Source organism: Streptomyces sp. NPDC056527, from assembly GCF_042794475.1.
In the GTDB taxonomy this organism is placed as follows: Bacteria; Actinomycetota; Actinomycetes; order Streptomycetales; family Streptomycetaceae; genus Streptomyces.
Genome location: NZ_JBHTTQ010000010.1, coordinates 85,756 through 111,279 on the forward strand (window position 1 = coordinate 85,756; position 25,524 = coordinate 111,279).

The 25,524-nt window shown below is 72.3% G+C and carries 26 protein-coding genes; 14 read left to right on the plus strand and 12 right to left on the minus strand.

Annotated features, from left to right (window positions below; genetic code table 11):
* Together ACFQ7Q_RS08485 and ACFQ7Q_RS08490 are read left to right on the plus strand one after the other, a co-directional pair.
* Entirely contained in the window at positions 1–1,338 is a 1,338-nt protein-coding gene (locus tag ACFQ7Q_RS08485) for a hypothetical protein (RefSeq protein ID WP_383551339.1), read from the plus strand.
* Positions 1,335–1,664: a hypothetical protein gene (locus tag ACFQ7Q_RS08490; RefSeq protein WP_383551341.1), complete on the plus strand. Its 330-nt coding sequence runs from the start codon at positions 1,335–1,337 to the stop codon at positions 1,662–1,664. Before ACFQ7Q_RS08485 ends, ACFQ7Q_RS08490 begins: the two co-directional genes overlap by 4 nt.
* 60 nt (positions 1,665–1,724) lie before the next feature.
* On the opposite strand, the gene ACFQ7Q_RS08495 is transcribed toward ACFQ7Q_RS08490, so the two are convergent.
* On the minus strand, positions 1,725–3,260 hold the full coding sequence (locus tag ACFQ7Q_RS08495) for a TerD family protein (RefSeq protein WP_383551343.1): 1,536 nt from the start codon (positions 3,258–3,260) through the stop codon (positions 1,725–1,727).
* Between the two features lie 156 nt (positions 3,261–3,416).
* On the opposite strand from ACFQ7Q_RS08495, the gene ACFQ7Q_RS08500 reads away from it, so the two are divergent.
* A complete protein-coding gene (locus tag ACFQ7Q_RS08500) occupies positions 3,417–4,655 on the plus strand; it encodes a benzoate/H(+) symporter BenE family transporter (RefSeq protein ID WP_383551345.1) in 1,239 nt (412 codons plus the stop codon).
* A 3-nt stretch (positions 4,656–4,658) separates the two neighbouring features.
* Here ACFQ7Q_RS08500 and ACFQ7Q_RS08505 read toward each other — a convergent pair whose 3' ends face one another.
* From ACFQ7Q_RS08505 to ACFQ7Q_RS08525, 5 genes are all read right to left on the minus strand, one after another.
* Complete coding sequence (locus tag ACFQ7Q_RS08505; protein ID WP_383551347.1) at positions 4,659–5,243, minus strand: NAD(P)H-dependent oxidoreductase; 585 nt, start codon at positions 5,241–5,243, stop codon at positions 4,659–4,661.
* A 106-nt stretch (positions 5,244–5,349) separates the two neighbouring features.
* Complete coding sequence (msrB, locus tag ACFQ7Q_RS08510) at positions 5,350–5,763, minus strand: peptide-methionine (R)-S-oxide reductase MsrB (protein WP_383551350.1); 414 nt, start codon at positions 5,761–5,763, stop codon at positions 5,350–5,352.
* Positions 5,764–5,776: 13 nt separating this feature from the next.
* A complete protein-coding gene (gene murC, locus ACFQ7Q_RS08515; RefSeq protein ID WP_383551352.1) occupies positions 5,777–7,168 on the minus strand; it encodes a UDP-N-acetylmuramate--L-alanine ligase in 1,392 nt (463 codons plus the stop codon).
* Positions 7,169–7,269: 101 nt separating this feature from the next.
* The gene (locus ACFQ7Q_RS08520; protein ID WP_383551354.1) at positions 7,270–7,740 is read right to left on the minus strand and encodes an indole-3-glycerol phosphate synthase; all 471 of its coding nucleotides are present in this window, start codon (positions 7,738–7,740) and stop codon (positions 7,270–7,272) included.
* Positions 7,741–7,846: 106 nt separating this feature from the next.
* Positions 7,847–8,626, minus strand: a complete 780-nt coding sequence (locus ACFQ7Q_RS08525; protein WP_383551356.1) for a pyrimidine reductase family protein — start codon at positions 8,624–8,626, stop codon at positions 7,847–7,849.
* Positions 8,627–8,662: 36 nt separating this feature from the next.
* Between ACFQ7Q_RS08525 and zapE the strand changes: the two genes are divergently transcribed.
* From zapE to ACFQ7Q_RS08550, 5 genes are all read left to right on the plus strand, one after another.
* Positions 8,663–9,778, plus strand: coding sequence for a cell division protein ZapE (gene zapE / locus ACFQ7Q_RS08530; protein ID WP_383551358.1), 1,116 nt, complete (start codon positions 8,663–8,665; stop codon positions 9,776–9,778).
* Between the two features lie 34 nt (positions 9,779–9,812).
* Positions 9,813–10,238 carry an OsmC family protein gene (locus ACFQ7Q_RS08535; protein ID WP_383551360.1) on the plus strand — a complete coding sequence of 142 codons (426 nt, stop codon included), beginning with the start codon at positions 9,813–9,815 and terminating at the stop codon, positions 10,236–10,238.
* A gap of 126 nt (positions 10,239–10,364) precedes the next feature.
* A complete protein-coding gene (locus ACFQ7Q_RS08540) occupies positions 10,365–11,723 on the plus strand; it encodes an alkaline phosphatase PhoX (RefSeq protein ID WP_383551363.1) in 1,359 nt (452 codons plus the stop codon).
* 87 nt (positions 11,724–11,810) lie between these two features.
* The gene (locus ACFQ7Q_RS08545; RefSeq protein WP_383551365.1) at positions 11,811–12,743 is read left to right on the plus strand and encodes a PPK2 family polyphosphate kinase; all 933 of its coding nucleotides are present in this window, start codon (positions 11,811–11,813) and stop codon (positions 12,741–12,743) included.
* A gap of 38 nt (positions 12,744–12,781) precedes the next feature.
* A complete protein-coding gene (locus ACFQ7Q_RS08550) occupies positions 12,782–13,651 on the plus strand; it encodes a polysaccharide deacetylase family protein (RefSeq protein WP_383551446.1) in 870 nt (289 codons plus the stop codon).
* Between the two features lie 60 nt (positions 13,652–13,711).
* Here the strand turns inward: ACFQ7Q_RS08550 and ACFQ7Q_RS08555 are convergent, their stop codons facing one another.
* From ACFQ7Q_RS08555 to ACFQ7Q_RS08570, 4 genes are read right to left on the minus strand one after another with little or no spacing between them, the layout of a single operon-like run.
* Entirely contained in the window at positions 13,712–13,900 is a 189-nt protein-coding gene (locus tag ACFQ7Q_RS08555) for a hypothetical protein (RefSeq protein ID WP_383551367.1), read from the minus strand.
* A 14-nt stretch (positions 13,901–13,914) separates the two neighbouring features.
* Positions 13,915–14,565, minus strand: coding sequence for an ABC transporter (locus ACFQ7Q_RS08560; RefSeq protein ID WP_383551370.1), 651 nt, complete (start codon positions 14,563–14,565; stop codon positions 13,915–13,917).
* On the minus strand, positions 14,562–15,404 hold the full coding sequence (locus tag ACFQ7Q_RS08565; protein WP_383551448.1) for an ATP-binding cassette domain-containing protein: 843 nt from the start codon (positions 15,402–15,404) through the stop codon (positions 14,562–14,564). The genes ACFQ7Q_RS08560 and ACFQ7Q_RS08565 overlap by 4 nt, the downstream gene beginning before the upstream one ends.
* Complete coding sequence (locus ACFQ7Q_RS08570; protein ID WP_383551372.1) at positions 15,401–16,075, minus strand: AIM24 family protein; 675 nt, start codon at positions 16,073–16,075, stop codon at positions 15,401–15,403. Before ACFQ7Q_RS08570 ends, ACFQ7Q_RS08565 begins: the two co-directional genes overlap by 4 nt.
* A gap of 72 nt (positions 16,076–16,147) precedes the next feature.
* Between ACFQ7Q_RS08570 and ACFQ7Q_RS08575 the strand changes: the two genes are divergently transcribed.
* The 5 genes from ACFQ7Q_RS08575 to ACFQ7Q_RS08595 all read left to right on the plus strand — a co-directional run bounded on the left by ACFQ7Q_RS08575 (position 16,148) and on the right by ACFQ7Q_RS08595 (position 22,170).
* Complete coding sequence (locus ACFQ7Q_RS08575; RefSeq protein ID WP_383551374.1) at positions 16,148–16,843, plus strand: peptidyl-tRNA hydrolase; 696 nt, start codon at positions 16,148–16,150, stop codon at positions 16,841–16,843.
* A 111-nt stretch (positions 16,844–16,954) separates the two neighbouring features.
* Positions 16,955–17,710, plus strand: a complete 756-nt coding sequence (locus ACFQ7Q_RS08580) for a DUF4142 domain-containing protein (RefSeq protein ID WP_383551375.1) — start codon at positions 16,955–16,957, stop codon at positions 17,708–17,710.
* A 96-nt stretch (positions 17,711–17,806) separates the two neighbouring features.
* Positions 17,807–19,381: a DUF692 domain-containing protein gene (locus ACFQ7Q_RS08585; protein ID WP_383551377.1), complete on the plus strand. Its 1,575-nt coding sequence runs from the start codon at positions 17,807–17,809 to the stop codon at positions 19,379–19,381.
* Positions 19,382–19,388: 7 nt separating this feature from the next.
* The gene (locus ACFQ7Q_RS08590; protein ID WP_383551379.1) at positions 19,389–20,447 is read left to right on the plus strand and encodes a TIGR04222 domain-containing membrane protein; all 1,059 of its coding nucleotides are present in this window, start codon (positions 19,389–19,391) and stop codon (positions 20,445–20,447) included.
* Between the two features lie 70 nt (positions 20,448–20,517).
* Complete coding sequence (locus tag ACFQ7Q_RS08595) at positions 20,518–22,170, plus strand: alpha/beta hydrolase (RefSeq protein ID WP_383551381.1); 1,653 nt, start codon at positions 20,518–20,520, stop codon at positions 22,168–22,170.
* A 6-nt stretch (positions 22,171–22,176) separates the two neighbouring features.
* On the opposite strand, the gene hemQ is transcribed toward ACFQ7Q_RS08595, so the two are convergent.
* Complete coding sequence (gene hemQ / locus ACFQ7Q_RS08600) at positions 22,177–22,890, minus strand: hydrogen peroxide-dependent heme synthase (RefSeq protein WP_383173382.1); 714 nt, start codon at positions 22,888–22,890, stop codon at positions 22,177–22,179.
* 17 nt (positions 22,891–22,907) lie between these two features.
* Entirely contained in the window at positions 22,908–24,398 is a 1,491-nt protein-coding gene (gene hemG / locus ACFQ7Q_RS08605; protein ID WP_383551383.1) for a protoporphyrinogen oxidase, read from the minus strand.
* A gap of 127 nt (positions 24,399–24,525) precedes the next feature.
* Here hemG and ACFQ7Q_RS08610 point away from each other — a divergent pair, with 127 nt between their 5' ends.
* Complete coding sequence (locus tag ACFQ7Q_RS08610) at positions 24,526–25,521, plus strand: DUF4349 domain-containing protein (RefSeq protein WP_383551385.1); 996 nt, start codon at positions 24,526–24,528, stop codon at positions 25,519–25,521.
* The last annotated feature ends 3 nt before the right edge of the window (positions 25,522–25,524 follow it).

The following is a 25,524-nucleotide window of genomic DNA, read 5'->3' on the forward strand; positions in this document are numbered from 1 at the left end:
ATGGCCTACCGCGCGGACGTCGACTTCCTCGAACAGGCCAACCCCCAACTCATCGACCGTAACGCCGCCGAGTTCCGACGGCTGCACACCCTCATCGAGTCGACCGACGACGCGTTCCGGAAGGCCTCGAAGGTCGAATGGGTGAGCGAGGCACGTGACCTCTACGTCAAGCGCCTCACAGAGAGCAAGAACCTGGCCGATGCTCTGTCCGAAGCCTTCCGTACCTCATCGAGCGCGCTCGCCTCGTATGCCGACGCCGTGACTACCGCCCAGTCTCATTTCAAGAGCGGAAAGCACACGGAGGGGAAGCTCTCCGAGGTCATGGCGCGCGAGGCCGAGGCGATCACCCCGACCGCCAAGGCCGCCGAGCCCCTGCGCCAGTGGGAGGACCTGCGGGGCACAACCGGCGTACTGGACTTCTTCGCCGAACTGACCGTGGACGTGGACGCGATCCGAGAGGAGGCCGAGGGCTACTACAACCAGACCAAGGGCCACTACGGTGACGCCCTCCGAGTGGAATCCGAGGCGCGTGCGCAGTGCGTCGCCGGCATCAAGGCGGCCTACGCCTCGATTCCCGAGTTCCAAGGCCCCATCCCTGACCCGGAACAGTTCCTCAAGGGTCTCGGGCCGCTCCAGAAGGAGGCCCGGGAGGCACACGCCAACCCCAACGTGCAGCTTCCCGGATCGGGACCGAAGGTCGACACGATCCCCACCGTCGGTTCCCACGTCGTCATCTCCGAAGCGCTCATGCGGATCTCGAACAGGGTCGACGGCCTGCCCGAGGGGCAGGGCAACAACTACTGGTTGCCGTCGAACGACGATGAAGGCCGACGCTCGTACATCTCCGGCAACAAAGAGCTCATCAGGGCCGCCGCCGCGGATTCCGGCCTGCCGCCCGAGATGGTCGCCGGCATCGCCTGGCAGGAGGTCGAGGGCGATCCAGGGGTTCTGGACGACCTGGCCTACGAGGGCCGCAAGATCATTCCGGGCAGCGAGGACCCCGACCGCACATCGATGGGGCCCATGGCGATCCAGGTCCGGCGTGCGGCCGAGGTGCTCGGGTACGACCCGAACCACCTCACGGACATTCAGCGCGATGCCGTGATCGACGCGACCAAGGACCCGGCGAAGAACATCTTCATCGCGTCCGAGTACCTGGCCCAGCTCAAGGCCGAGAGCGGCTTCGCCGACGTTCCGCCCGAGAAGATGACCCGCGAGCAGATGCAGGAGCTCGCCGCACGCTACAACGGTGGGCCCTACTACGAGAGTGACGACGCCAAGGCATACGGTCGGGGCTTCGACGGCAAGCTGGACCAGGCGAAGGAGGCACTGCGGTGACGGACGTGCGCGAGGGGCGGCGGGCGGGCGCCTCCGAGTGGGTCGGCGCCGCCGTCTGTGCCGTCGTCCTGGCCGTGGGGCATCTCGTGACCGGATACCTCCTTCTGGTCGCCTACACCACCGAGCCGGACGGCTCCTGGGACCGGCAGGCCGTCACCAACTCGGGCTTCGCCGCGGGGTTCGGCCTGGCCCTCGCCGTGGTCACCGTGCTGCTGACGCTCTGGTTCGTGCGAGCCCAGTGGCTGCGGGCGTGGTGGTACGCGATCCCGACGGTGCTGGCCGTCGCGGCGGTCCTGCGTCTGACGCTCCTGGCGCCCGTGCTCTGACGGCGACCGCGTGCGCCGCCCCGAGACCCTTCGGGGCGGCGCACTCACGGCCCGCGGCGATCAGCGCCTGGACCACCATGCTCGGCCGGCCTGCGCCGTGCGGATGTCCGTCACATTGGCGAGGCCGTCACCCGTCGACGACCCGCTGTGAGGCTCCAGGTGCTTCAGCTGGGCCCGCCAAGGACCGTCCGCCATCTCCAGCTGCACGACGACCGGTCCCTCGGGCAGCGGTACGGTCTCCCGCCGCTTCCCGATCTCGTTGACCACGTTGTCGTCCGTGGGCAGGCACGTGGGGTCGTCGTGCCCCGCCAGTTCGAAGAGGTTGACGATGAGGTTGTCGTCGCCTCGGTAGTGGATCGCGAGGTCGGCCGTGCCCGCGGTGTGCAGCAGGACGTCGGGGCCACGGCACTCCAGCTGCTGCTCCGTCAGGCGCGTCGCCGCGGCGAGTGGCAGCACCTGGAGCTGCCAGGGGCCCTCCGCCTTCAACTGCAGCCGCAGACGGCCGTTCCCGGGGACCTGGGTGAGCACTCGGCCCCGGAAGTCCTCCTCGGTGCTGTTGACGAGAGTGTCCCCCTCCTTGTTGAACCGGGTCAGCGGCCACAGTCCGGTGTAACCGTCTCCCCGGATGGCGAGGTCGACCACGACCGGCCCCGGCGGGAGTCCCTCCACGGTGATCACGTCGTTGTCCCGGCCGGTCTGTGTGTACGGCTCGAAGACGGCGCCGAACGACCACTCCTCCATGCCGGCGGCCACCGGCGCCGGAGCGGCCGGGACCACCGGCGCCGGGGCCTGGAACGGGACCCCCGGGACCGGGGCCGGAGCAGGGCCGGGAGCCGGCGGCTGGTACACGGGCGGAGCCGCAACCGGTGCCGGCGGCTGGAACGGGACCCCTGGAGCCGGCGGCTGGAACGGGACCCCTGGAGCCGGCGGCTGGTACACGGGCGGAGCCGCAGCCGGTGCCGGAGCAGGCGGCTGGAACGGGACCCCCGGAGCCGGCGGCTGGTACACGGGCGGAGCCGCAACCGGCGCCGCAGCAGGCGGCTGGTACGGGATCGGAGCCGGAGCCCCAGCCGGCGGCTGGTACGGGGCCGCCTGCGGCGGCGCCTGGCCTTCCTGTGCCACGTCCACGCCGTGGTCCGTCACCAGGCCGACGAGGCCGTTCACATACCCCTGGCCCACCGCGCGGAACTTCCAGCCCCCCGCCCGCCGGTACAGCTCCGCGAGCACCATCGCCGTCTCGGCGCCCGCGTCGTTCACGTCGTACCGCGCGACCGACGTGCCGTCGGGCGCGAACGCCTCCACCGACGTCCCGATCACGTCCCGCAGCGCGCCGTTCTCCACCGACCCGACGAGGAGAACGCGGACGATCTCCTCCTCGACGAGCGGGAGGCCGATGTCCAGCCACATCGTGCCGTTCTCGGCCCCGGTCAGCCGTACGGCGTTCGACGGATGCGCCGGCGCGCCGTGGAACACGATGTCCGCGTCCCCCCGGACGCGTCCCCCGTCCGTCAGAAGCAGCACCGCGACGTCCAGCCCGTTCCGCACGGCGACCCGCAGCGGCACCGCCGGAACGAAGGCGTTACCACCCTTGATCATGCCCCCCATGGAACACCCACCCCTCTGTTCATTTCCCCTCCAGGGTCTGTCACTTATGGATCTTCCGGTCATCACGGCCCATCGGACAAGGGCGGAAGCGGGACGTGCGAACATGCGCCGACGCCCCATGCACCGAAAGCACGAGCGAGAGCACCCATGACCTTCACGCGACATCTGCGGTCCGCCGCGCCCCCCACCGCCGTATCGGCCGGCTTTCTCGCCATGCTCATCGGCGTCACCAGCTCCGTGGCCGTCGTCTTCACCGCGGCCAAGGCCGCCGGGGCCACCTCCGCGCAGCTCACCTCATGGGTCTTCGCCCTGGGGATAGGCATGGGCATCACCTGCATCGCCCTCTCCCTGCGCTACCGCGCGCCGATCGTCACGGCCTGGTCGACGCCGGGGGCCGCCCTGCTCGCCACCGGGCTGCAGGGGGTGACGATGGCCCAGGCCGTCGGGGCGTTCCTGCTGTCCGGCGTACTGATCGTCATCAGCGGGGTGACCGGCTGGTTCGAGCGGATCATGAACCGGATTCCGGTCCCGCTCGCCTCGGCGCTGCTCGCGGGGGTGCTCCTCCAGTTCGGCACCGAGCTGTTCACGCAGATGGAGCGGGACGGTCTGATCGCCGTTCCCATGTTCCTGGCGTATCTCGTGGGCCGGCGCTGGTTCCCCCGGTACGCGGTCGTCGCCGCGCTCGTCGCCGGGATCGCGGCGACGGCGTGGCAGGGTTCCTGGAAGCTGGACGGCTTCGCGCTCACGCTGGCCGAACCGTCCTTCGTACGACCCGAGTTCAGCTGGCAGGTCCTCGTCGGCGTCGGTCTGCCGCTCTTCGCGGTGACGATGGCCTCGCAGAACCTGCCGGGGGTGGCCGTCCTGCGCAACGCCGGCTATACGACGCCGGTCTCGCCCCTCCTGACCTGGACGGGCACGGTCAACACCGTCCTCGCCCCCTTCGGTTGCTTCGGTCTGAACCTGGCCGCGATCACGGCGGCGATCTGCAGCGGCGAGGCCGCCCACCCCGACCCGCGCAAGCGCTATGTCGCGGGCGTCTGGGCGGGCGTCTTCTATCTGCTGGTCGGGCTCTTCGGCGGTACGGTCGGCTGGCTGCTCACCGCGATGCCACCGGCCCTGGTCCTGGGCATCGCGGGCATCGGCCTCCTCGGCACCATCGGCAGCTCGCTCACCTCGGCCCTCCTGGACGAACGCCTCCGCGAGCCGGCCGTGGTCACGCTGCTCGCCACCGCGTCCGGCCTCACGCTCTTCGGTATCGGCTCGACGTTCTGGGGCCTGCTGGCGGGCGTCGTGACACTCGCGGTGGGCGACCTCGCCCGCCGGTCGCGGAGGACAGCGGACAAGGAGCCGCACCCCGCGACTTCCGAGGACGCGAAGAACCGCTGAGCCTCAGAGCGACCGCGCCAGCTCCGCCGCCCGCGCGAGGTGCTCGTCCTTGAGGGTGGCCCACTGCTCCCGGTGGGTCGCCGACCCACCCAGGACGACGAACTCGCTCGTCTTCGCCCGCGCTCCGATCCGGTCGGCGAGCATGACGGTCCTCATCGCCTCGTGGCATCCGGACGCGTCGAGCTCGGCGACGGTGTACCCGGCCGTGCACAGCACCAGTGCCTTCCCCGCCACCGCGACTCCGGCCGGCTTGTACGCGAACCCGACGGTCCACACCCGGTCGAACCAGCCCTTGAGCCGCGCGGGACAGTCGGCCCACCACACCGGATAGACGAAGACCCAGACGTCGGCGGCCGCCAGCCTGGCGTGCTCGGCGGCGACGTCGTCGGGAACGGCCGCGTCGGCGCGGCCCCCGGACTCACGCTCGTACTCGTCGCGCGTGAGCTCCGATCGGAACCCCATCGCGTCGAGGTCCGAGACGGTGTACGTATGTCCGCCCTCGACGAGCCCCCCGGTGAACGCGTCCAGCACCTCACGCGTGAAGCTCCGCTCACTCGGGTGCGCGTAGACGACATGGACGTGGGTCACGGTCCCTCTCCCTCCGCCCGTTCACCGAGCGCTCACCGCGAGTCGATGCGAACGTGCCCCCGGCCGACCGTGGTCGACCAGGGGCACTCGCGAGCCTCGGACGAGGCTACGCGTCCGACTCCACCGGCGTCAGTCGCAGTGAGATCGAGTTGATGCAGTAGCGCTGGTCCGTCGGCGTCGGGTAGCCCTCGCCCTCGAAGACATGGCCCAGGTGCGAGCCGCAGCGGGCGCACCGCACCTCGGTGCGGACCATGCCGTGCGAGCGGTCCGCGATCAGTTCGACGGCGTCGCTGTCCTTCGGGTCGTAGAAGGACGGCCAGCCGCAGTGCGACTCGAACTTCTCGGTCGAGGTGAAGAGCTCGGCGCCGCAGGCCCGGCAGGAGTAGACGCCCTTGGTCGTCGTGTCGGTGTACTCACCCCGGAACGCGGGCTCGGTGCCCGCCTGGCGCAGTACCTGGTACTCCGCCGGGGTCAGCTCCGCACGCCACTGCTCGTCCGGCTTCTCGACGTCGTACGACATGAGCTCTCTCCCTCTACTTCGACAGGTGGGCGAGGATCCGCGGTCCGAGGTCCGTGACGTCGCCCGCGCCCATCGTGAGAACGAGATCACCGGGCTTGGCCATTCCCGCGATCACCTCCGGGACGGTCTCCTTGTCGTGCACCGCCGTCACGTCGGCGTCGGCCGCGCGGGCCGCCGTGATGATCAGCTCGCTGGTGATGCCGGGGATCGGGTCCTCGCGGGCCGGATAGATGTCGAGGACCACGGAGGCGTCGGCGAGTGCGAGGGCGTCGCCCATCTCCTTGCCCAGCTCCTGGGTGCGGGAGAAGAGGTGGGGCTGGAAGACGACCAGGAGGCGGGAGGCTCCGGCGGCGCCGCGCATGGCCTCCAGGTCGGCGGTCATCTCGGTGGGGTGGTGCGCGTACGAGTCGATGACCTGGACGCCCGCGGCCTCGCCCTTGAGCTGGAGGCGCCGGCCGACTCCGGTGTACGCGGTGAGGGCCTGGGCCAGCTCGGCGGGGTCGATGCCGACGCGGGCGCCGGCGGCGAGGGCCGCGGCGGCGTTGTGGGCGTAGTGGCGGCCGGGGACGGAGACGGTGAAGGTGTGCTCGACGCCGTCGAGGACGACCACGACCTCGCTGGTCATGCCGTTCGGCACGATCGAGCGGATCCACACGTCGGAGCTCTCGGCCTCGCCGACCGTGACGATGTCCAGGCCCTCACGGTGCGCGACCCGGGCGGCCAGCTCGCGGGCGCCGGAGTGCTCGCCGACGACCAGGGTGCCGCCGGGGCGGATCTTGGCGGCGAACGCCTCGAAGGACTCGTAGATCTCGTCCATCGACGCGTAGTTCGCGTGGTGGTCCAGCTCCACGTTGAGGACGATGGCGACCTCGGGGTCGTACTTCTGGAAGCTGCGGTCGCTCTCGTCGGCCTCGGCGACGAAGACCTCCCCCGCGCCGTGACGGGCGTTGGTGCCGGGACCCGCGAGGTCGCCGCCGATGGCGTACGAGGGGTCCAGGCCGAGCTCGGTGAGGGCGACGGCCAGCATGGAGGTGGTCGTGGTCTTGCCATGAGTACCGGCGACGGCGATCGCGCGCAGGCCGTCCATCAGGGAGGCGAGGGCGTCGGAGCGGTGGACGACCGGGATGTCGAGCTCGGCGGCGCGGGCCAGCTCGGGGTTGTCGGCGCGGATGGCGCTGGAGACGACGACGGCGGTGGCGTCGTCGGCGAGGTGGGCGGCCGCGTGGCCGATGTGGACGGTGACGCCGAGGGCGCGCAGCGCTTCGGCGGTCGCGGACTCCTTCGCGTCGCTGCCGGCCACCTTCGCCCCGCGCTGGGCGAGGATCTTCGCGATGCCCGACATTCCGGCACCGCCGATGCCGATGAAGTGCGGCCGTTCCATGGCGGCAGGGATGGCGGGTGCCATGCGGATCTCTCCCCGGGGTGCGACGTACAGGAGGGCCCCAGCCTAGTGGCTCGCCCGGACGGCCTCGGGCACCGCGCCCGGGGCCGTCCGGACCGCCCCCGTCACTCGCTGTGCGCGAACAGCTTCAGGACCGGGACGCCGACCTTGTGGCGGGCCCGCGAGGCCCAGTCGCGGTGGAAGAACTCCTCCACGTAGTGCGGGGCCGTCAGGACGATCACCTCGTCGGCGTCCGACTCGTCGACGACGGTCTTCATCTTGTCGAGGGGGTGGTCCTCGACCACCTGTCCGACCGCCTCGCAGCCGGCGTTCCGCAGGGCCTGGAGGGAGTACTCCAGGGCCTGCTCGGCGGGGACTCGGGCCTCCTTGCCCTCCGGCTGCTCGCCCTCCTTGGTCGCTTCCTTCAGCTCGCCCATGGCGACGTCGTCGATGGCGCGCAGCAGTACATCGGCCTGGTCACCACGGGGCTGCATCAGCACGATGAAGGACACCGCCTCTTCGCCGTGCAGGGTGGTGACGAATTCCACGTCGACGGACGTGAGGGGCTTCTCGATCATCAGAACGCTTGTGAACACCTCAGGAGCCCTTCTGCGGAAACCATCCTTCCCCGTGCCCGCACGGGGTCTACGGGGGTAAGTGTGCCCAGCGGAAGCTAACCGGAACGACAAATTCCGCCGATTGTCAGATCCGACGGTAGCGGGTGAAAAGGAACCCGGCCTCCTCCAGCACCGACGCCACGGCGAACCGTTTCGGGACGTCCACCGACGGGCCTCCGGCGATCCGCTGTGCGGTGCCCGCCGTCATGGTCGGCGACACCGTCAGGCACAGCTCGTCGAGCACGCCCGCCGCCACGAACTGGCCGAGCAGCCGGGGCCCGCCCTCGGTCAGCTGGCGCCGCAGCCCCCGCTCCACGAGCGCCGCCTTCGCGCGGTCCGGCTCCACTCCGGGCCCGTCGCCCGCGATCACCACCTCCGCGCCGGCCTTCGCGGCCGCGTCCACGCGGTCGGGGGGCGCCGCGGCCCCGGTGAGGACCAGGGTCGGCACCAGCGGCTCGGTGAACAGCGGAGCCGAGAAGTCCAGGTCGAGGGAGGCGCTGACCACCGCGATCACCGGCGCCGGCCCCTGCCCGGCGGCCGCCCTGCGGGCCGCGAACGCGTCCCGGGCGCGGGCCGGCCTGTACCCCTCCTGGCGTACGGTCTGCGCCCCCACCACGATCACGTCGGCCAGGCCCCGCAGAGTGCCGAAGATCCGCATGTCGGAGTCGGAGGAGAGGGGCTGGGAACGGCCGTCGTGCTGTCCGGCCCCGTCGAGGGAGGAGACCATGTTGGCCCGCAGCCAGACACCGTCCGGGACCGGCTCCGGGTACGCGTAGAAGTCGGCCAGCTCGTCGAGGGACCACTCCCGGTCCCCGGCGAGGGCGTCGTCGGCTGTCATGTCCGTCACAGGGAGCAGGCGTCGCATCCTCGCAGTCTGACACGGCGCTTAGAGTGGGGAACTGTGTCGACCCGTGCCTCCCACACCTCCCGTGCCATAACCGAAGCCGCTTCCGTCGAAGCCGCTCCGGTCTCCCTCTGCGCCCGGGAGCCCCATGTCCCCGCCGCCCGGCTCGTCGCCGAGATGGTCCCGCCGCCGCGCTTCGACTCGGTCCGTTTCGACACCTACATCCCGGACCCGAACCAGCCCAGCCAGACGGACGCGGTCAAGGCCCTGAGCTCCTTCGCCGAGGGGCTCGGCGGCGCACACGCCACCGGCGCCGGCAAGCGCCCGGCGCTCAGCCGCTGGTTCGCCAAGAAGCCCGCCGCCCCCACGGGCCCGCGCGGGATCTACCTCGACGGCGGCTACGGCGTCGGCAAGACCCACCTCCTCGCCTCCCTCTGGCACGCCACCCCCGCCGAGCCGGGGCTCAAGGCCTTCGGCACGTTCGTGGAGCTGACGAACCTGGTGGGCGCGCTGGGCTTCCAGCAGACCGTGCAGACGCTCAGCGGACACCGGCTGCTCTGCATCGACGAATTCGAGCTGGACGACCCGGGCGACACCGTCCTCGTCTCCTCCCTGCTCAGCCGGCTCGTGGAGGCGGGCGTGGCGCTGGCCGCCACCTCCAACACCCTGCCGGGCAAGCTGGGCGAGGGCCGGTTCGCCGCCGCCGACTTCCTGCGCGAGATCCAGGGCCTGTCCGCCCACTTCCGGCCGCTGCGGATCGACGGCGAGGACTACCGTCACCGCGGGCTGCCCGAGGCGCCCGCCCCGTACTCCGAGGAGCAGGTGACGAAAGCGGCGTACGCGACGCCGGGCTCCTCGCTCGACGACTTCCCGCACCTGCTCGACCATCTGGCGAAGGTCCACCCCAGCCGGTACGGCGCGCTGACCGACGGACTGTCCGCGGTCTGCCTCACCGACGTCCAGGCGGTCCCGGACCAGTCGACCGCGCTGCGGCTCGTGGTCCTCGCCGACCGGCTGTACGACCGTGAGGTCCCGGTGCTCGCCTCCGGGCTCCCCTTCGACCGGCTGTTCAGTGAAGAGATGTTGAAGGGCGGGTACCGGAAGAAGTACTTCCGGGCGATCTCCCGGCTCACCGCCCTGGCACGGGACGCAAAGGGTCTGGTGGAGCAGTAGGTTGGGGGCCATACCCGATCGAAAGGGATTCACCATGGCCACCGTCCGTCACGCCCACACCGTCTGGGAGGGCGACCTCCTCAAGGGCAAGGGCGTCGTCACCCTCGACTCCTCCGGCCTCGGCGAGTACCAGGTCTCCTGGCCGGCGCGCGCCGAGGAGCCGAACGGCAAGACCAGCCCGGAAGAGCTGATCGCCGCCGCGCACTCCTCCTGCTTCTCGATGGCGCTGTCCCACGGCCTTGCCGGCGCGGGCAACCCGCCCACCCGACTGGAGACCAAGGCCGATGTCACCTTCCAGCCCGGCGAGGGCATCACGGGCATCCACCTGACCGTGCGCGGCGAGGTCCCGGGCCTGGACGCCGAGCAGTTCAAGGCGGCCGCCGAGGACGCCAAGAAGAACTGCCCGGTCAGCCAGGCGCTCACGGGCACGACGATCACGCTGACCGCCGAACTCGCCTGACCGCTCACGCCACATGAGGCCGTTGTGGCCCGCATGGTTCACCTGTCACCACAGTGCGTGATACACACATGCGGGTCACACGTCACAGCACACACCTGTCCGCCAACAGGAAAAGTGGGTTGCCTCATGTCCGCAACACGACGTCAGATCCTGTCCCGCACCGGCGCGTCCGTCGCCGGCATCGCCTTCGCGGGCGCCTTCTCCGAACTCTTCGCCGGTACGGCGACCGGTCGTGGTCACGCCGGCTACGGCCCGCTGATCCCCGACCCGGCCGGGCTCCTCGACCTCCCCAAGGGCTTCCGCTACAAGGTCCTCTCCCGCCAGGGCGACCCGCTCCGCTCCGGTGAGGGTCCCGTCCCCAGCAACTTCGACGGCATGGCCGCCTTCGCCGGCCGCCGGGGCCGGGTCCATCTGGTCCGCAACCACGAGAACCGGGTCACCGGCAGGATCGGCGTCCCGACCGTGAAGGGCCTGACGTACGACCCCGCCGCCAAGGGCGGCTGTACGGCGATCGAGCTGGACGGCCGCGGCGACGTCCTGGGCGAGCGCGTCGCCATCGCCGGCACCGCGGTCAACTGCGCCGGCGGTCCCACCCCTTGGGGTACGTGGCTGACCTGCGAGGAGACCGAGGACAGGGCCGGGACCAACGGCTACACCAAGGACCACGGCTTCATCTTCGAGGTCGACGGCGCCGACCCGCACCGCACCGGAGCCGTCCCCCTCACCGCCATGGGCCGCTTCCAGCACGAGGCGATCGCCGTCGACCCGCACAGCGGGATCGTGTACGAGACGGAGGACGCCTTCGAGCGGCCCTTCGGACTCTTCTACCGCTTCCTGCCGGAGAAGCCGCTGGGCGGCCACGGCTCGCTGCGCGCGGGCGGGGCCCTGGAGGCGATGCGTGTGCCGGGTCTGCCCGACCTCTCCGTGGTCCAGGAGACCGGAGCGAGCTTCGGCGGCGTCGAATGGGTCCCCGTACCGGATCCGCAGGCCGCCGAAACGCCCATCCGGCTCCAGGACTTCGGGCCGAAGGGCATCACGCATGCGCAGAAGCTGGAGGGCTGCTACTGGGGCGGGCGGGCCGTGTACTTCGTCTCGTCCTTCGCCCGCGCCAAGGACGGCTCGGCGGCCACCCACTTCGGCCAGGTGTGGAAGTACGAGCCCCACCGGCGCCGTCTCACGCTCGTCGTCGTCTTCGGCCCGAGCACCGACATCCAGCTGCCGGGCGAGTCGCCGGACAACATCTGTCTCGCCCCGAGCGGCGGTCTGATGGTCAGCGAGGACGGCGAAGGCGGCCAGCACGTCTACGGCGTGAGCCGGAAGGGCGAGGTGTACGCGGTCGCTCGGGGCGCCCAGAACATCGGGACCCCGGAGGCCCCGGAGTGGGGCGAGTTCGCGGGCGTCACGTTCTCGCCGGACGGGCGGACGATGTACGTCAACTGCTACACCCCCGGGACGACGTTCGCGGTGACGGGCCCGTGGTGCTGAGGTAGGTCCTCGGCCGCACCGTTCGCGGGTCCGTCGATTCCGTCGCAGGATCGGGAGAAGGCGAGCGACGGACCCGAAGGGGCGCAGATGGCGAAGAAGGAAGAGAAGAAGGACGGCAAGAAGGGCGGGAAGGCGGCCGAGGGATCCGGGAAGAAGCGGCCGCGGACCCCGCCGGTGCGGTCCGCGGTCCTGCGGGAGCTGCTGCGCCTGCCCGTCGGGAAGCCGGTGGACCTCTCTTCGTACTCCGCCTCGAAGATCCCGGCCGGCCCGGCCGGGAAGGCGGCCGGGATCGAGGCCACGACCCGTCTGGCCCCGCGCCTCGCCGAGCTCCAGGAGCGCCTCTACGCGGCGAGCACGGCCGGCGACCGCCGTCGGCTGCTGCTCGTCCTCCAGGGCATGGACACCAGCGGCAAGGGCGGCACGGTCAAACATGTGATCGGCTACTTCAACCCGTCCGGCTGCCGGATCCGGGCCTTCAAGGCGCCCACGACGGAGGAGCGGGGCCATCCCTTCCTCTGGCGGATCAATCGGGCCCTGCCGGTGCCGGGCGAGATCGGCATCTTCGACCGCTCGCACTACGAGGACGTGCTCATCGCGCGCGTCCGCGACCTGGTGCCCCGCCGCGACCTCGGCCGCCGCTACGGCCAGATCAACCGCTGGGAGGAGTCCCTGGCGGACGACGGCGTCACGATCGTCAAGGTCTTCCTGCACATCTCGTACGAGGAGCAGCGCGCGCGGCTCCTGGAGCGGCTCGACAACCCGGACAAGCACTGGAAGTTCAACGCCGGCGACATCGAGGAGCGGGCGCTGTGGCCCGCGTACCAGGAGGCGTACGCACTGGCGCTGGAGCGCTGCTCGACACCGGAGGCGCCGTGGTACCTCGTCCCGGCCGACCGCAAGTGGTACAGGAACTGGGCGATCAGCACGCTGCTCCTGGAGCACCTGGAGGCGCTGGATCCGCGGTACCCGCCGGGCGACTTCGACGTGGCCGAGTGCCGCAGGCAGCTGCTCGCTTCCTGATCGGTTAGTTTCCGTGAGTGACCATTTCTGTACGAAGAATGTCGGCGCTCGCTCTGCTGGGCGCCGTTCTCGTCGGCTGTGGCGGGGGCACGGCCGACACGACGACGGCTCCTGACGCCCCGTCCACCGCGCCGCGCACGCCGGTGGCAAAGGCGCCGAGCGCGAGCGCCGCGGCCGGCCCGGCGACCGTGCGCAAGGCGCCGCCCACCATGGCGCCCGGCCCCGAGGGGCTCACGCCGGTCTTCGAGCGGGCCCCCAAAGGCGAGGACAAGGTCGTCGCGCTCACCTTCGACGCCGACATGACGGCCGACCAGGGACCGCGCGCGGCCGACGGGGAGCGCTTCGACAACCCCGGGCTGATCGCGACGCTGCGGCGGCTCAAGGTCGACTCGACGGTCTTCATGACCGGCCGCTGGGCCGAGGAGTACCCGGACCAGGCCCGCTCCATCGGCACCGACCCCCGCTTCGAGATCGCCAACCATTCGTACAGCCACTACGCCTTCGCCTCGCCCTGCTACGGCCTGCCGACGGTGGCGGAGCGGGACATGGCCAAGGACGTACGGCGCGCGTTCGAGGCGTTCCGCAAGGCCGGGGCGCGCAACGTGGTGCCGTACTTCCGCTTCCCCGGCGGCTGCTACGACGACGACGCGCTGCGCGCGCTCGCCCCCGCGAAGGTCACGGCGGTGCAGTGGGACGTGGTCAGCGGCGACGCCTTCGCCGAGGACGGCGACGCGGTGGCCCGGCAGGTCCTCGACGGGGTGAAGCCCGGCTCACTCGTGGTCATGCACTGCACCCGCAGCGCCGCGCCCGTCACGGAGCAGGCGATCCGCCGGATCGTCCCGGAGCTGCGGGCCAGGGGCTACCGCTTCGTGAAGGTCTCCGAGCTGATGGCGGAGCGGGCCGCCTAGACCGCGACGTCGCCCGCGTGGTGGCGCGCTCCGACGCGGGTGTGACGTCGCGTCACCGGTCTAGCCGGAGCAGGCCGCTCGCTGGGCCTCCTGCCATTCGCAGACCGGGCAGAGGGTGATCCCCCGGGTCGACTCGGGGTACTCGGTCGGCTTCCGGCACAGCACGCACTCGGCGTACGGCCCCTCGGCGGCCGGAGCCGCCGCCGCCTTCACCTCGGCGGGCGCGCAGTACGACGTGTCCTCGTCCATGCCGTCGAGGGTACTCACTCCCGCCGCGCCGTGGCCTTGGTGCTCACGGCCGCCGCCGCGGCGGCGAGTGCCAGGGCGCCCGCGAGGGCGGGCCACGGCATGGTGACGCTCGCCGTCCGGGAGCCGGTGATCATGGCCTGCACCGCGGCCTGCGCCGGTGAGCCGGTGGTCACCAGCGCAAGAAGCGATCCGAGGACGAGCGCGACGAGCGACCAGCCCCGGGAGTGCACGAGCGGCCGGGTGGTGAGGGCGCCCACGGCGGCGCCCGTCAGGACGCAGACCACGGTGGCGAGGAGCCCCGAGCTCCCCGCCTCGAACGGGCCGACCCGGCGGAGGTCGCTCACCGCCGTCACCCCGAGCACGGCGACGACGCCCAGGAGCGTCGCACAGGCCACGGCGGCCAGGACCGCCGCCAGGTGCGCGCGTTCCCGTCCTGCCGCGGCGGCCACCACGTTCCGCACGGCCGGCGGCTCCTGGTTCAGGCAGATCCGCACGACCCACGCCGTGACGGGGAGCACCGGGGCGGCCGTGTACCCGAGGGCGCCGAGCACGGGCTCCCCGGTCCGCACACCGACGCCGAGGAACACCGCGTACAGCAGCAGGGGAGCGAGCCAGCGCTGGGAGCGCAGCAGCAGGTCGGCCTGATAGCGCAGAAGTGCGGTCATGCCCGTCCTGCCCGGATGTTTTCGGTGCTCAGCCGGTGGATGTGCCAGGAGGCGTCGAGCAGGGCCCGGAGCAGCCCGTCGGAGTGCGCCGCGTCGACCGCGTACACCGTCGTCGCGCCGTCGGATCCGGGCTCGTAGGAGGGGGAACCCGGCAGTCCCTCGGCGAGCGGGCGACCGCCGGACGCCACGATCCGCACGCGGGTCCGCGTCCCGCCGTCGCGTCGGGTCCTCCCGGGCCGCACCCGTCCCTCCTCCACCGTGAACTCGGCGTCGGCCTCGCCCGCGAGCCGCCGTGGGTCGTGGTCGACGAAGACGACCGTCCCTCCCGCCGCGACCCGCTCGCGGACGGCGCGGTCCAGCTCGTGGCGCGCGCCCGTGTCGAGGCCGGTCCACGCCTCGTCGAGGACCAGGAGGTCCGGACCGGCGAGCAAAGCCTGGGCTACGGCGACCTTCTGACTGCTGCCCTTGGAGAGTTCGTGCAGCGGGGTGTCCGCGAAGCGGCCCGCGCCGAACCGCTCCAGCCACTCCCCCGCCCTCGCGGCCGCGTCCGCCCTGCCGAGCCCCTGAATGCGCCCGAGGTGTACCAGGGCGCCGCTGGCGGTGAACGGCAGGGCGGCCGGGAAGCGTTCGGGGACGTACGCCGTGCGCCGCGGCCGTCCCGAGATCCGGCCCTCGGTCGGTGCGTCGATGCCCGCGATGAGCCGGAGCAGCGTCGACTTTCCGGTGCCGTTGGTGCCGGTGATCCGGACGAGCGCGGCGGCGGGCAGGGCGAGGCCGACCTCGCGCAGCACCCACGGTCCGCGCAGGCCGTAACGGCGCCCCACCCGTTCCAGGTTCAGTTCGACGTCTTCTGCGGGGTCAGCTCGCTCGGCCGGACGATGACGAAGCCCTCGCCGTCCAGCCTCAGCTGGACCGCCTCGCCCGAACCGCCGCGGATCATCGACCCGACGGACTGCGAGCGGTGCAGCGAGGTGCGCAGCTGCTCGCTCCAGCCGACGACGGCGTCGGTGTCGACGCACACCGGGGCCTGCGTGGTCACCGGGATGACGATCGGTGTGCCCTCGCACATCAGGGCGAGCTTTCCGTAGCCGGTGAAGACGCTGTTGAAGAGGCCGCCGCCGGTCATCCCGGCGCCCTTCACCGTCCTGATCTCGTAGCTGAGGGTGGAGTCGAAGCAGAGGACGTTGCGGCCGTTCACGCTGAGCGCGTCGTTCTGCTCGACCTCGACGATGAAACAGTTCTGCGCCTCGTGCGCGAACCAGGCCTCGCCCTGGCCACGGACGGACATCAGCGCCAGGCCCTCGCCGGTGACGGCGCGCTTGAGCATGCCGCCGATGCCCTGGCCCTTGCGCTCGAACTGGAGGTCGCCGCGGAAGGCGATCATCGAGCCCTGACGCGCCTGCATCTCTCCGTTGACGGCGTACTTGACGCACTTGGCGTTCTGCAGGCTCATGCCGGGGAACGTCGCGGTCTCGGCAAGGTGTTCGCTGGCAAAAAGATCACTCTTCATGAGGGGCATCCTGTCCCGGAACCTCCTGTTCCTACAAGAAGTGCCTCCTGCCAGCGGTGGCAGACTTGCCGGGTGAGCAGCAACGAAACCGACGTCCGCGATGAGAAGCCCCAGTTCGTCCTCCCGCTGGTGGTGCGGATCGAGAAGGCCGAGCCCCCGGCCCGTACCGACGCCCTGGAGACGGCCGCTCGCGCCGTCCTGACGATCCTCGCCGACGAGCGCGCGCACGGCGACGGCGAGTGGGCGCAGGCCATGACCGACTGGCAGGACGCCCGGATCCGCAAGGTGGTGCGCCGGGCGCGCGGCTCCGAGTGGAGGCGCGCGGAGGCGCTCCCGGGGATCACGGTGACGGGTGAGGCCGCGGAGGTACGGGTGTTCCCGCCGGTCCCGCTGGACGGCTGGCCGAAGGAACTGGCCAAACTCCAGGTGTCGGGCACCGACCTGGAGGACCCGGCCGCGCCCGGAGCGCCGCGGCCCGGAGCGGCGGTGCTGTGGCTCAACCCGGATCTGGACATGTCCGCGGGCAAGGCCATGGCCCAGGCGGGGCACGGGGCGCAGCTGGCGTGGTGGGAGATGGCGGAGGCGGACCGCAAGGCGTGGCGCGAGGCCGGCTTCCCGCTGGCCGTGCGGACGGCCGATCCGGCGCGCTGGGCGGAGCTGACGACGAGCGGTCTGCCGGTGGTGCGGGACGCCGGATTCACGGAGATCGCGCCCGGTTCGTGCACGGTCGTGTCCGAGTTCCCCGTGCTCCTTTCGAACGGCGACTGAACGCGCCCGTCCCGTAGTACGTATCTCCCGATACCGCTAAGTGGGTTGAACGGAAGCCTCCTTACCAATTCAATCTGCGGTGACCGAAATTTCGAACGTACGGGAGACACCTTGTCGCTACGCGTCAACGGGACGGCCCTCATCATCGCGGCGCTCGTCGCCACGGTCGGCGCGCTCGCCTTCCCCGTCTGGTCCTATGCCGACCGCTCCGGAACCGGCCAGGCGAATCTGAACGCGTCGAGCGTGGCCACCCAGTGGGGGCCGCTGTCCGCCACGGACCGGGACTTCCTGGTCAAGGTGAGGCTGGCCGGCCTCTGGGAGCTCCCGGCCGGCCAGCAGGCCATCGAACGCGCCCCGAGCCGGGCGATGGTGGAGTGCGGCGACCACCTCGTCGTGGGCCACACGGACCTGGACCGACGGGCCCGGGACGTGGCCGCCAAGCTCGGCGTCGAGCTGCCGAACCAGCCGACCGAGCAGCAGCAGGGATGGCTGCGGGAGCTGACGGCGGCGCGTGGGGAGGAGTACGAGCGCAAGTTCGCGAACCTCCTGCGCAACGCGCACGGAAAGGTGTTCGCGCTGGTCGCCGAGGTCCGGCACACCACGCGCAACGCGCTGATCCGGCAGCTGGCGAGCGACGCGAACCAGACGGTGCTCGACCACATCACCATGCTGGAGGCGACCGGGATGGTCGACCACGACGCGCTGGCGAACGAGGCGGCGGGGCGGAAGACCTCGCCGCCGACCGGTCCGCCGGTCGTGCAGTCGCCGGCCGTGCCCTCGCCGGCGGTCCCGTCGGGGACGGACCAGTCGTTCACCTCGCGCCCGGCGCCGGAGGCGGGGATCGTGACGCCGCATTCGGAGCCGTAGGGCCGCCGGAACCTCAAATCAACCTCTGAACGTCCCTCCGACTGGATTCGAACGTCTCCGGCCGGGCCATCAGCTGGGGGACCGAAGGAGGGGGACATGAAGGAACACGGCACGGAGACCGGCACGGCATTCGGCACGACGCCCGGCGCGGGGCTCGACTCGGCACTCCGCACGGCGCTCGGGATCGGGATCGGCTGGCGGCCGGAGATCGCGGACGCCGTCGAGGCGCTGCCCGGCATCGACTGGGTGGAGGTCGTCGCGGAGAACGTGTGCGCCGGCCACCTCCCCGACTCGCTGAAGCGGCTGCGGGCACGCGGGGTCACGGTCGTGCCGCACGGGGTCTCCCTGGGCCTCGGCGGTGCGGACCGGCCGGACGCGGGGCGGCTGGCGGAGCTGGCGGCCAAGGCGGAGGCTCTGGGGGCGCCGCTGGTGACGGAGCACATCGCGTTCGTACGGGCCGGAGGCGCGCTGACGGCGACGCCGCCCCTGGAGGCGGGGCACCTGCTGCCGGTGCCGCGGACCTGGGACGCGCTGGACGTGCTCTGCGAGAACGTCCGGATCGCGCAGGACGCGCTGCCGGTGCCGCTGGCGCTGGAGAACATCGCCGCGCTGATCTCCTGGCCGGGCGAGGAGCTGACGGAGGGCCGGTTCCTGGCGGAGCTGGTGGAGCGTACGGGGGTACGGCTCCTGATCGACGTCGCGAACCTCCACACGAACCACGTCAACCGCGGCGAGTGCCCGTCGAAGGCCCTCGCCGAACTCCCGGTCGAGGCGATCGCGTACGTCCATGTCGCGGGCGGCCTCGAACGCGACGGCGTCTGGCACGACACCCACGCCCACCCTGTCCCCGAGCCGGTCCTCGACATCCTCTCGGACCTGGCGTCGAGGATCTCCCCACCGGGAGTCCTGCTGGAACGGGACGACCACTTCCCGCCCACGGAGGAACTCTCGTCGGAACTGACGAAGATCCGTGAGCGACTGACCATGACGGCGGGCAGGTCGCACACGACACCCGCCGACGCGGGAACGGCTTCCGCCGACGCCCGGACGGCGGCGTCCGCCGGGGCCGGGGCGGAGGGCTTGGGCGTTGGGGCCGGGGTCGTCGGTGTCGAGCGGCCGCTGCTCATAGGCGCGGGGGCCCGCGTCTCCGGCGGGGCGATGCCTCGGCCCGGGCGGACGGCGGGCGGGCGCGAGCGCGGCCATGCCGGCGCCGAGTCCCTCGGCGTGCCGGCGCAGTCGGCGGCCGCGGGGGCGCATCCCGAGCGGGCTCGTGGGCGGGTTGCCGTGGCGCAGGCCGCGCTGTTGTCCGCGCTGGTCGCGGGGACTCCCGCGCCCGAGGGGTTCGACACACGACGGCTCGTCGTGCAGAGTCGCGCCCTCGTCGGGAAGCGGGCCGACGTGATCGCCAAGATCGCGCCCGAGCTGCCCGAGATCCTCGGTGACGGCTACCGCCGCGCGTTCTTCGCGTACGCCAGGACCCGCCCCATGTCCGGCGGCTACCGCCGCGACGCCCTCGCCTTCGTCGAGAACCTGCTCGTCGCCGGCCGCCCCGAGGACCCGGACGCCCGTCGCCGGCTCACCCGGTGGTGGCAGGACCGCACCGACACGCGTCCGCCCGGCCGGGCGACCCGGCTGATCCGCGCCGCCCGCGCCACGCTCGTACGAAAGTGAGGGCCGCATGAACCTCCTCGCCCTGATCATCTGGGCCGCCGTCCTCGTCGCCCTCGGCATGACGATCGCCCGCCTCCGCGCCGCCCGCGCCGACCACGGCGGCTCCGTCCACGACCTCGCCGAGGCCGCCTTCCTTCTCGGCGGCCCGCCCCGCGTCGTGGACACGACCCTGGCGGCCCTGCACTCCGAGGGGCTGATCGGCGTCGGCGGTCCCGGCCTCGTCGTCGTGCTCCGCCCCGACCTGCGGGCCCGGGACCATGTCGGCCGCGCCGTCATGGAGCAGCTCGCGGCCGCCCCCAGCGGCGCCCTGCACGAGCTGCGCCTCGCGGTGATGCGCAGCCCCGCCGTCCAGGAGATCGGCGACGCCCTGGCCGCGCGCGGTCTGATGGTGGCCCCGGAGGCCCGGCGCGCCGGCAAGCGGGCGTGCCTGGCCCTCGGCCTCGGCTCGTTCGCGCTCCTCGTCGTCTCGATCGCCCTGTCCGTGGGCGTCGCACGCGATCCGTTCGAGGTGCCGTTCGTCTTCAAGGTCGTGCCCGTCCTCTTCGCGGGCATGGTCGTCGCCCTCGTCTGCGGCGCGTACAACGCCGGTCGGACGACCCTGGCCGGTCGCCGCGCCGCCGCCGAGTACCGGGCCGCCCATGTCTACTTCCCCGACGCCGCGCACCAGGTCGGGCTGCGCGGACTGCGCGGCGTACCCGACACGGAGCTGCGGACCCAGCTGATCGCGGCGGCGCGGATGCCCCGGCCGGCCCCGACGCACAGCGCCGGATCCAGCACCGCCGGCACGGACGCGTTGACGCTCGCGGCCCTGCACTGGTGCGCGGGCACCCCCGGCAGTCCGGGCGGCTGCGGCGGAGCTCCCGGTGGAACGGGAGGCGGGGTCGACAGCGGTGTCGGCAGCGGGGGTTGTTCAGCGAGCGCCTGCTCGAGCGGGGGCGGTGGCGGCGGTTCCGGCTGCGGAAGCTCCGGCGGTGGCGGTTCGAGCTGCGGCAGCTCCAGCGGCGGGGGATCCAGCTGCGGCAGCTCCAGCAGCAGCGGTTCCAGCTGCGGAAGCTCCAGCGGCTGACCGGGTTGTCGCTCCCGACACCCCCGGAAGGTCCTTTACAAGACGCACAACGCGTGCCGACGATCCCGACGTGAAAGCCCTCGTGCTGTCCGGAGTCGTCGGCTCGCTCGTGCTGACCTCCCTCGCCACCCCGCCCGGCCGGGCCCTCGACGCCCCGCCCTCCGAGGCGCGCGGCACCCTGCTCGCGGCCCGCCGCGCCGCGGTCGAGGGCATCCGTTTCACCACCTGCCCGGTGGAGGAGAAGCTGCCGCCGCACGTCACGTGCGGCACCGTCCGGGTCCCCCTCGACTACGCGGACCCGGACGGGGCCTCGATCCCGCTCACGGTGAGCCGGGTCGAGGCCTCGGGCCCGGCCGCCGACCGCCAGGGCGCGCTCGTCTACAACCCGGGCGGCCCCGGCGCCTCCTCCACGTACTTCCCGCTGACCGCGGAACTCCCCGCCTGGAAGCGGATCTCCGCCGCCTACGACCTGGTCGGCTACGCCCCGCGCGGAGTCGGCCGGTCGGCTCCGGTGTCCTGCCAGGACCCCGCCGACCGCGCCACGGGCCCCACGCCGGCGCCGACGCACCCTTCGGAGGTCTTCAAGCGGGAGCGGATCGCCCGCGCGAAGACGTACGCCCAGGGCTGTGCCACCCGCACCGGCCCGTCCCTGCGCCACTACCACTCGCTCAACAACGCCCGTGACCTGGAGGTGCTGCGCGCGGCGCTCGGCGAGCCGAAGCTGACGTACATGGGCGCCTCGTACGGCACGTACTTCGGCGCGTTGTACGCGACGCTCTTCCCGCACCGGGTACGCCGGATGGTCTTCGACGCGCCCGTCAACCCGGCGCCGCGCCAGATCTGGTACGTCAACAACCTCGACCAGTCACCGGCGTTCGAGCGCCGCTGGGCCGACTTCCGTACCTGGGTCGCCGAGCACGACAAGGTGTACGGCCTCGGCACCACGGCGCAGGCGGTCCGGGCGAGCTACGAGAAGGTCCGCGTCGAACTCGCGGCGAGCCCGGCGGGAGGGAAGGTCGGCCAGGGGCAGCTGCATGCGGCCATGCTCGACGTGGGCTACCACGACGGTTTCTGGGCGCTGCGGGCGACGGCGCTGTCGCGGTATCTGAAGGGTGATCCGAAGCCCTTGATCGAGCAGGCCGCCCCGGCGCGGGAGCCGTCCCCCGACGACGGGAACGGAAGGGCCGTCTACACGGCGGTGGAGTGCAACGACGCTCCCTGGCCGGAGGACTTCGCCGTCTGGGACCGGGACAACACCCGGCTCGCGAAGCTCGCCCCGTTCGAGACCTGGGACAACGCGTGGCTGAACCTGCCGTGCGCGTACTGGAAGGCGCCGCGGAGCAAGCCGCTGGACGTGCGGACCGGTCCGGGTGTGCTGCCGCCGGTGCTGATCCTGGCCGCCGAGCGGGACGCGGCCACCCCGTACGCGGGGGCGCTCGAACTGCAGCGCAGGCTGTGGGGGTCCGCCCTGGTGACCGAGCGGGACGCCGGAACGCACGGCATCGGGGGTGGCCCGAACGCCTGCGTCAACGGGTATCTGGAGACGTATCTCCTGACCGGGGCGGTGCCCGGAAGGACGCCGGTGCGGCGCGCATCGTGCGCGCCGCACCCGGAGCCGGACCCGGTGTCGCTGGAGCGGCGTGCGGAACTCCGTCCGCCGTCTGATCTTCCGGGTCGAGGGGTGACGGCCCGACCGGTCGCCGGGCTGTCACCGAGTTCGTAGGGGCCGTCAGGCCAGGCCCGCCACCAGGTCCGCCACGGAGCGACGGCGGCCGGTGTAGAACGGGACCTCCTCGCGGACGTGCATCCGCGCCTCGGAGGCGCGCAGGTGGCGCATGAGGTCGACGATGCGATGCAGCTCGTCGGCCTCGAAGGCGAGGATCCACTCGTAGTCGCCGAGCGAGAACGAGGCGACCGTGTTGGCGCGGACGTCGGGGAAACCGCGGGCCATCTTGCCGTGGTCCGCGAGCATCCGGCGGCGGTCCTCGTCCGGCAGCAGGTACCAGTCGTAGGAGCGCACGAAGGGGTAGACGCTCACGTAGTCGCGGGGCGTCTCGTCGGCCAGGAAGGCCGGGATGTGCGACTTGTTGAACTCGGCGGGGCGGTGCAGCGCCATGTTCGACCAGACCGGCTCGAGGGCGCGGCCCAGCTTGGTGCGGCGGAAGAGGTTGTACGCGTCCTGGAGCTCGTCGCTCGTCTCGGCGTGCCACCAGATCATGACGTCCGCGTCGGCGCGCAGACCGGAGAGGTCGTACGTGCCGCGGACGGTGATGTCCTTGGCGGCGAGCTGGTCGAACAGCTCCTGGACCTCGTCGGCGTAGCCGGCGCGGTCCTCGGGCAGGTTGTCGCGCAGCTTGAACACAGACCACAGGGTGTAGCGGATGACCTCGTTGAGGTCCTTCGCCTTCTTACCGGCGTTCGGGATCTTTTCGGGCGCACTCATACGCCTATTCTCGCCCGTCACGGACAGTGCCCTGCACCAGGGTGGGTGGTTTCCGACGTGGCGATGATCTCGTCGGCGATCTCGTCGGCGGCGCGGTGGCCGGAGGCGATGCAGGCGGGGATGCCGACGCCCTCGTACACGGCCCCGGCGAGGCGCAGTCCGGGCAGGCCGGAGACGGCCTCGCGGATGCGGGCGACGCGGGCGAGGTGGCCGACCGGGTACTGCGGGAGGCCGCCGGTCCAGCGGGTGACGGTGGTGGCGACGGGGCGGGCGGTCAGGCCGGTGGCGGCGCCGAGGTCCTTGAGCGACGCCTCGACGAGGTCGGTGTCGTCGCGGAGGACCTGCTCCTCCTCGCCGTAGCGGCCGACGGAGGTGCGGAGGACGAAGAGGTCGGGGGCGGAGTCGGCGACCCACTGCCACTTCTGGCTGGAGAAGGTGGACGCCTTGATGGTGTGCCCGTCGACGGGTGGCACGAGGAACCCGGACCCGGGCAGGCCCTGGACGTCGGAGCGGCGGAAGGCGAGGGTGACGAGGGCCATGGAGGCGTACTCGACGGCTCCCAGCTCGTCGGCGGCCCGGGGCGCCTCGTGGCCGAGCAGCTCGGCGGTGGCCCAGGCGGGGGTGGCGAGGACGACCGCGTCGGCGACGACGGTCCGCCCCCCGACGACGACGCGCCACCGCGTGGCGGGCCCGGGTCCGCCGACGGCGGCCGGGGATTCCGGCGCCGCCGGAATCCGGCGGAGTTCGGTCACCGGGGCCAGCGTGAGGATCTCGCCGCCCGCGGCGCTGATCGCCGCGGCGACCGCGTCGGGCAGGGTGCCGATGCCGCCCTCGATGCCCATGAACGCGGAGCCGCCGAGGCCGGTGGCCGCGCCCGCCGCGTCCGACGGGGTCGCGGCGCCCGCCCGCTGGACGGCGTGGACCGCGTCGGTGAGCGTGGCGTGGGTGCGGGCGGCGGCGAAGAGCGCGGGGACGGCGGCCCGCATCGAGATCCGGTAGGCGTCGCCCGCGTACACCCCGCCGAGCAGCGGCTCCACCAGGCGGTCGACGACCTCGTGGCCCATCCGGTCGGCGACGTACGCGCCGATGGCGATGTCCTCGCCGATCTCGGCCGGGGGCAGTTCGCGGTCCCGCTCGACCCGGCGCAGCCCCTCATCGGAGAGGAGGTCGGTGAGGGCGGCGGCGTCTCCGGGGACACCCATGACGTGCCCCTTGGGCATCGGGCGCAGTGTCCCGCGGGTCCACACGGACGCGGTGGTCGTGGCGGGCGGCGTGAGCCGGTCGGCGAGGCCGACGGCGCGGGCGAGCGCCACCGCCTCGGGGCGGCGGGCGAGCAGCGACTCGGCCCCGAGGTCGACGGGGGCGCCGGCGATCTCCCCGGCGAGCAGCTTGCCGCCGACCCGGTCGCCGCCTTCGAGCAGCGTCACCCGTGCTCCGGCGGACAGCAGCCGGTGGGCGGCGGCGAGGCCGGCGATGCCGCCTCCGACTACGACTACGTGCGCGTTCATGGCTCCACTCTCTCAAAACCCGTTCCGAGGCCGGAACGTGACCGCTTCGCTACCGCCCGGGGGCAACCCGCACCCCCTCCTCCTACGTCGAACCGGCAACACTCACCACCACCCCAGGGGGGATCCCATGCGCGGAGTGCGAGGGGCACGAAGAGCACGAGGTGTGCGCGGTGCGGCCGTGGCGTTGGTCGCGGTCTCGCTGGCGCTGACCGGCTGCGCCGGGGGCGCTTCCGACAGGTCCGCGGACAGCAAGGAGCAGAGCGCGGCGCAGCCCGCCGAGGGCGCCCAGGGCGCGGCCGACCGGGGCTACCAGGCGGACGAGGGGGCGGCCACGGACACGCAGAAGCCCGCCGCCCCCGCGCCCCGGCAGCAGCACGTCATCCGTACCGCCGAGCTGGCTGTGGAGGTCGAGGACGCGTCCGAGGCGCTGGCCACCGCCCGCCGGGTCACCGAGGGCGCGGGCGGCCAGGTCGCGAACGAGTCGACCGAGCGGATCGACGACACGCACCTGACCTCGCGGATCGTGCTGCGGGTGCCGCAGGGCTCGTACGAGTCGGTGCTCAAGGAGCTCGCGGGCACGGGGCGGCTGCTGTCCCGGAAGGCGGACGCGAAGGACGTCACCGAGCAGGTGGTGGACGTCGAGAGCCGGATCGCCACCCAGCGGGCGAGCGTCGACCGGGTGCGCGCGCTGATGAACCGGGCGGAGAAGCTGAGCGATGTGGTCACCCTGGAGGGTGAGCTGAGCCGTCGTCAGGCGGATCTGGAGTCGCTGCTGGCTCAGCAGGCATCGCTGAAGGACCGTACGACGCTGGCGACGATCACCCTCGCACTGTCCGAGAAGGAGGGGCCGGGGGCCCAGGAGTCGGAGGACCGTCCGGGCTTCCTGGAGGCCCTGTCCGGGGGCTGGAACGCACTCGTGACGGCGCTCGCCTGGGTCGTGATCGTGCTGGCGGCGGTCGCGCCGTGGCTGGCCATCGCCCTCGCCCTGTACCTGGTGTGGCGGACGCTCGTCCGGCCGCGGCGGGCGCGTCGTGCGACCGCCGGGCCGACGGGCCCCGCGGAGACGACGGGCTCCGCGGAGACCGCGGCGGCGGCGAAGGGAACCGACACATCCACGGACTGAACC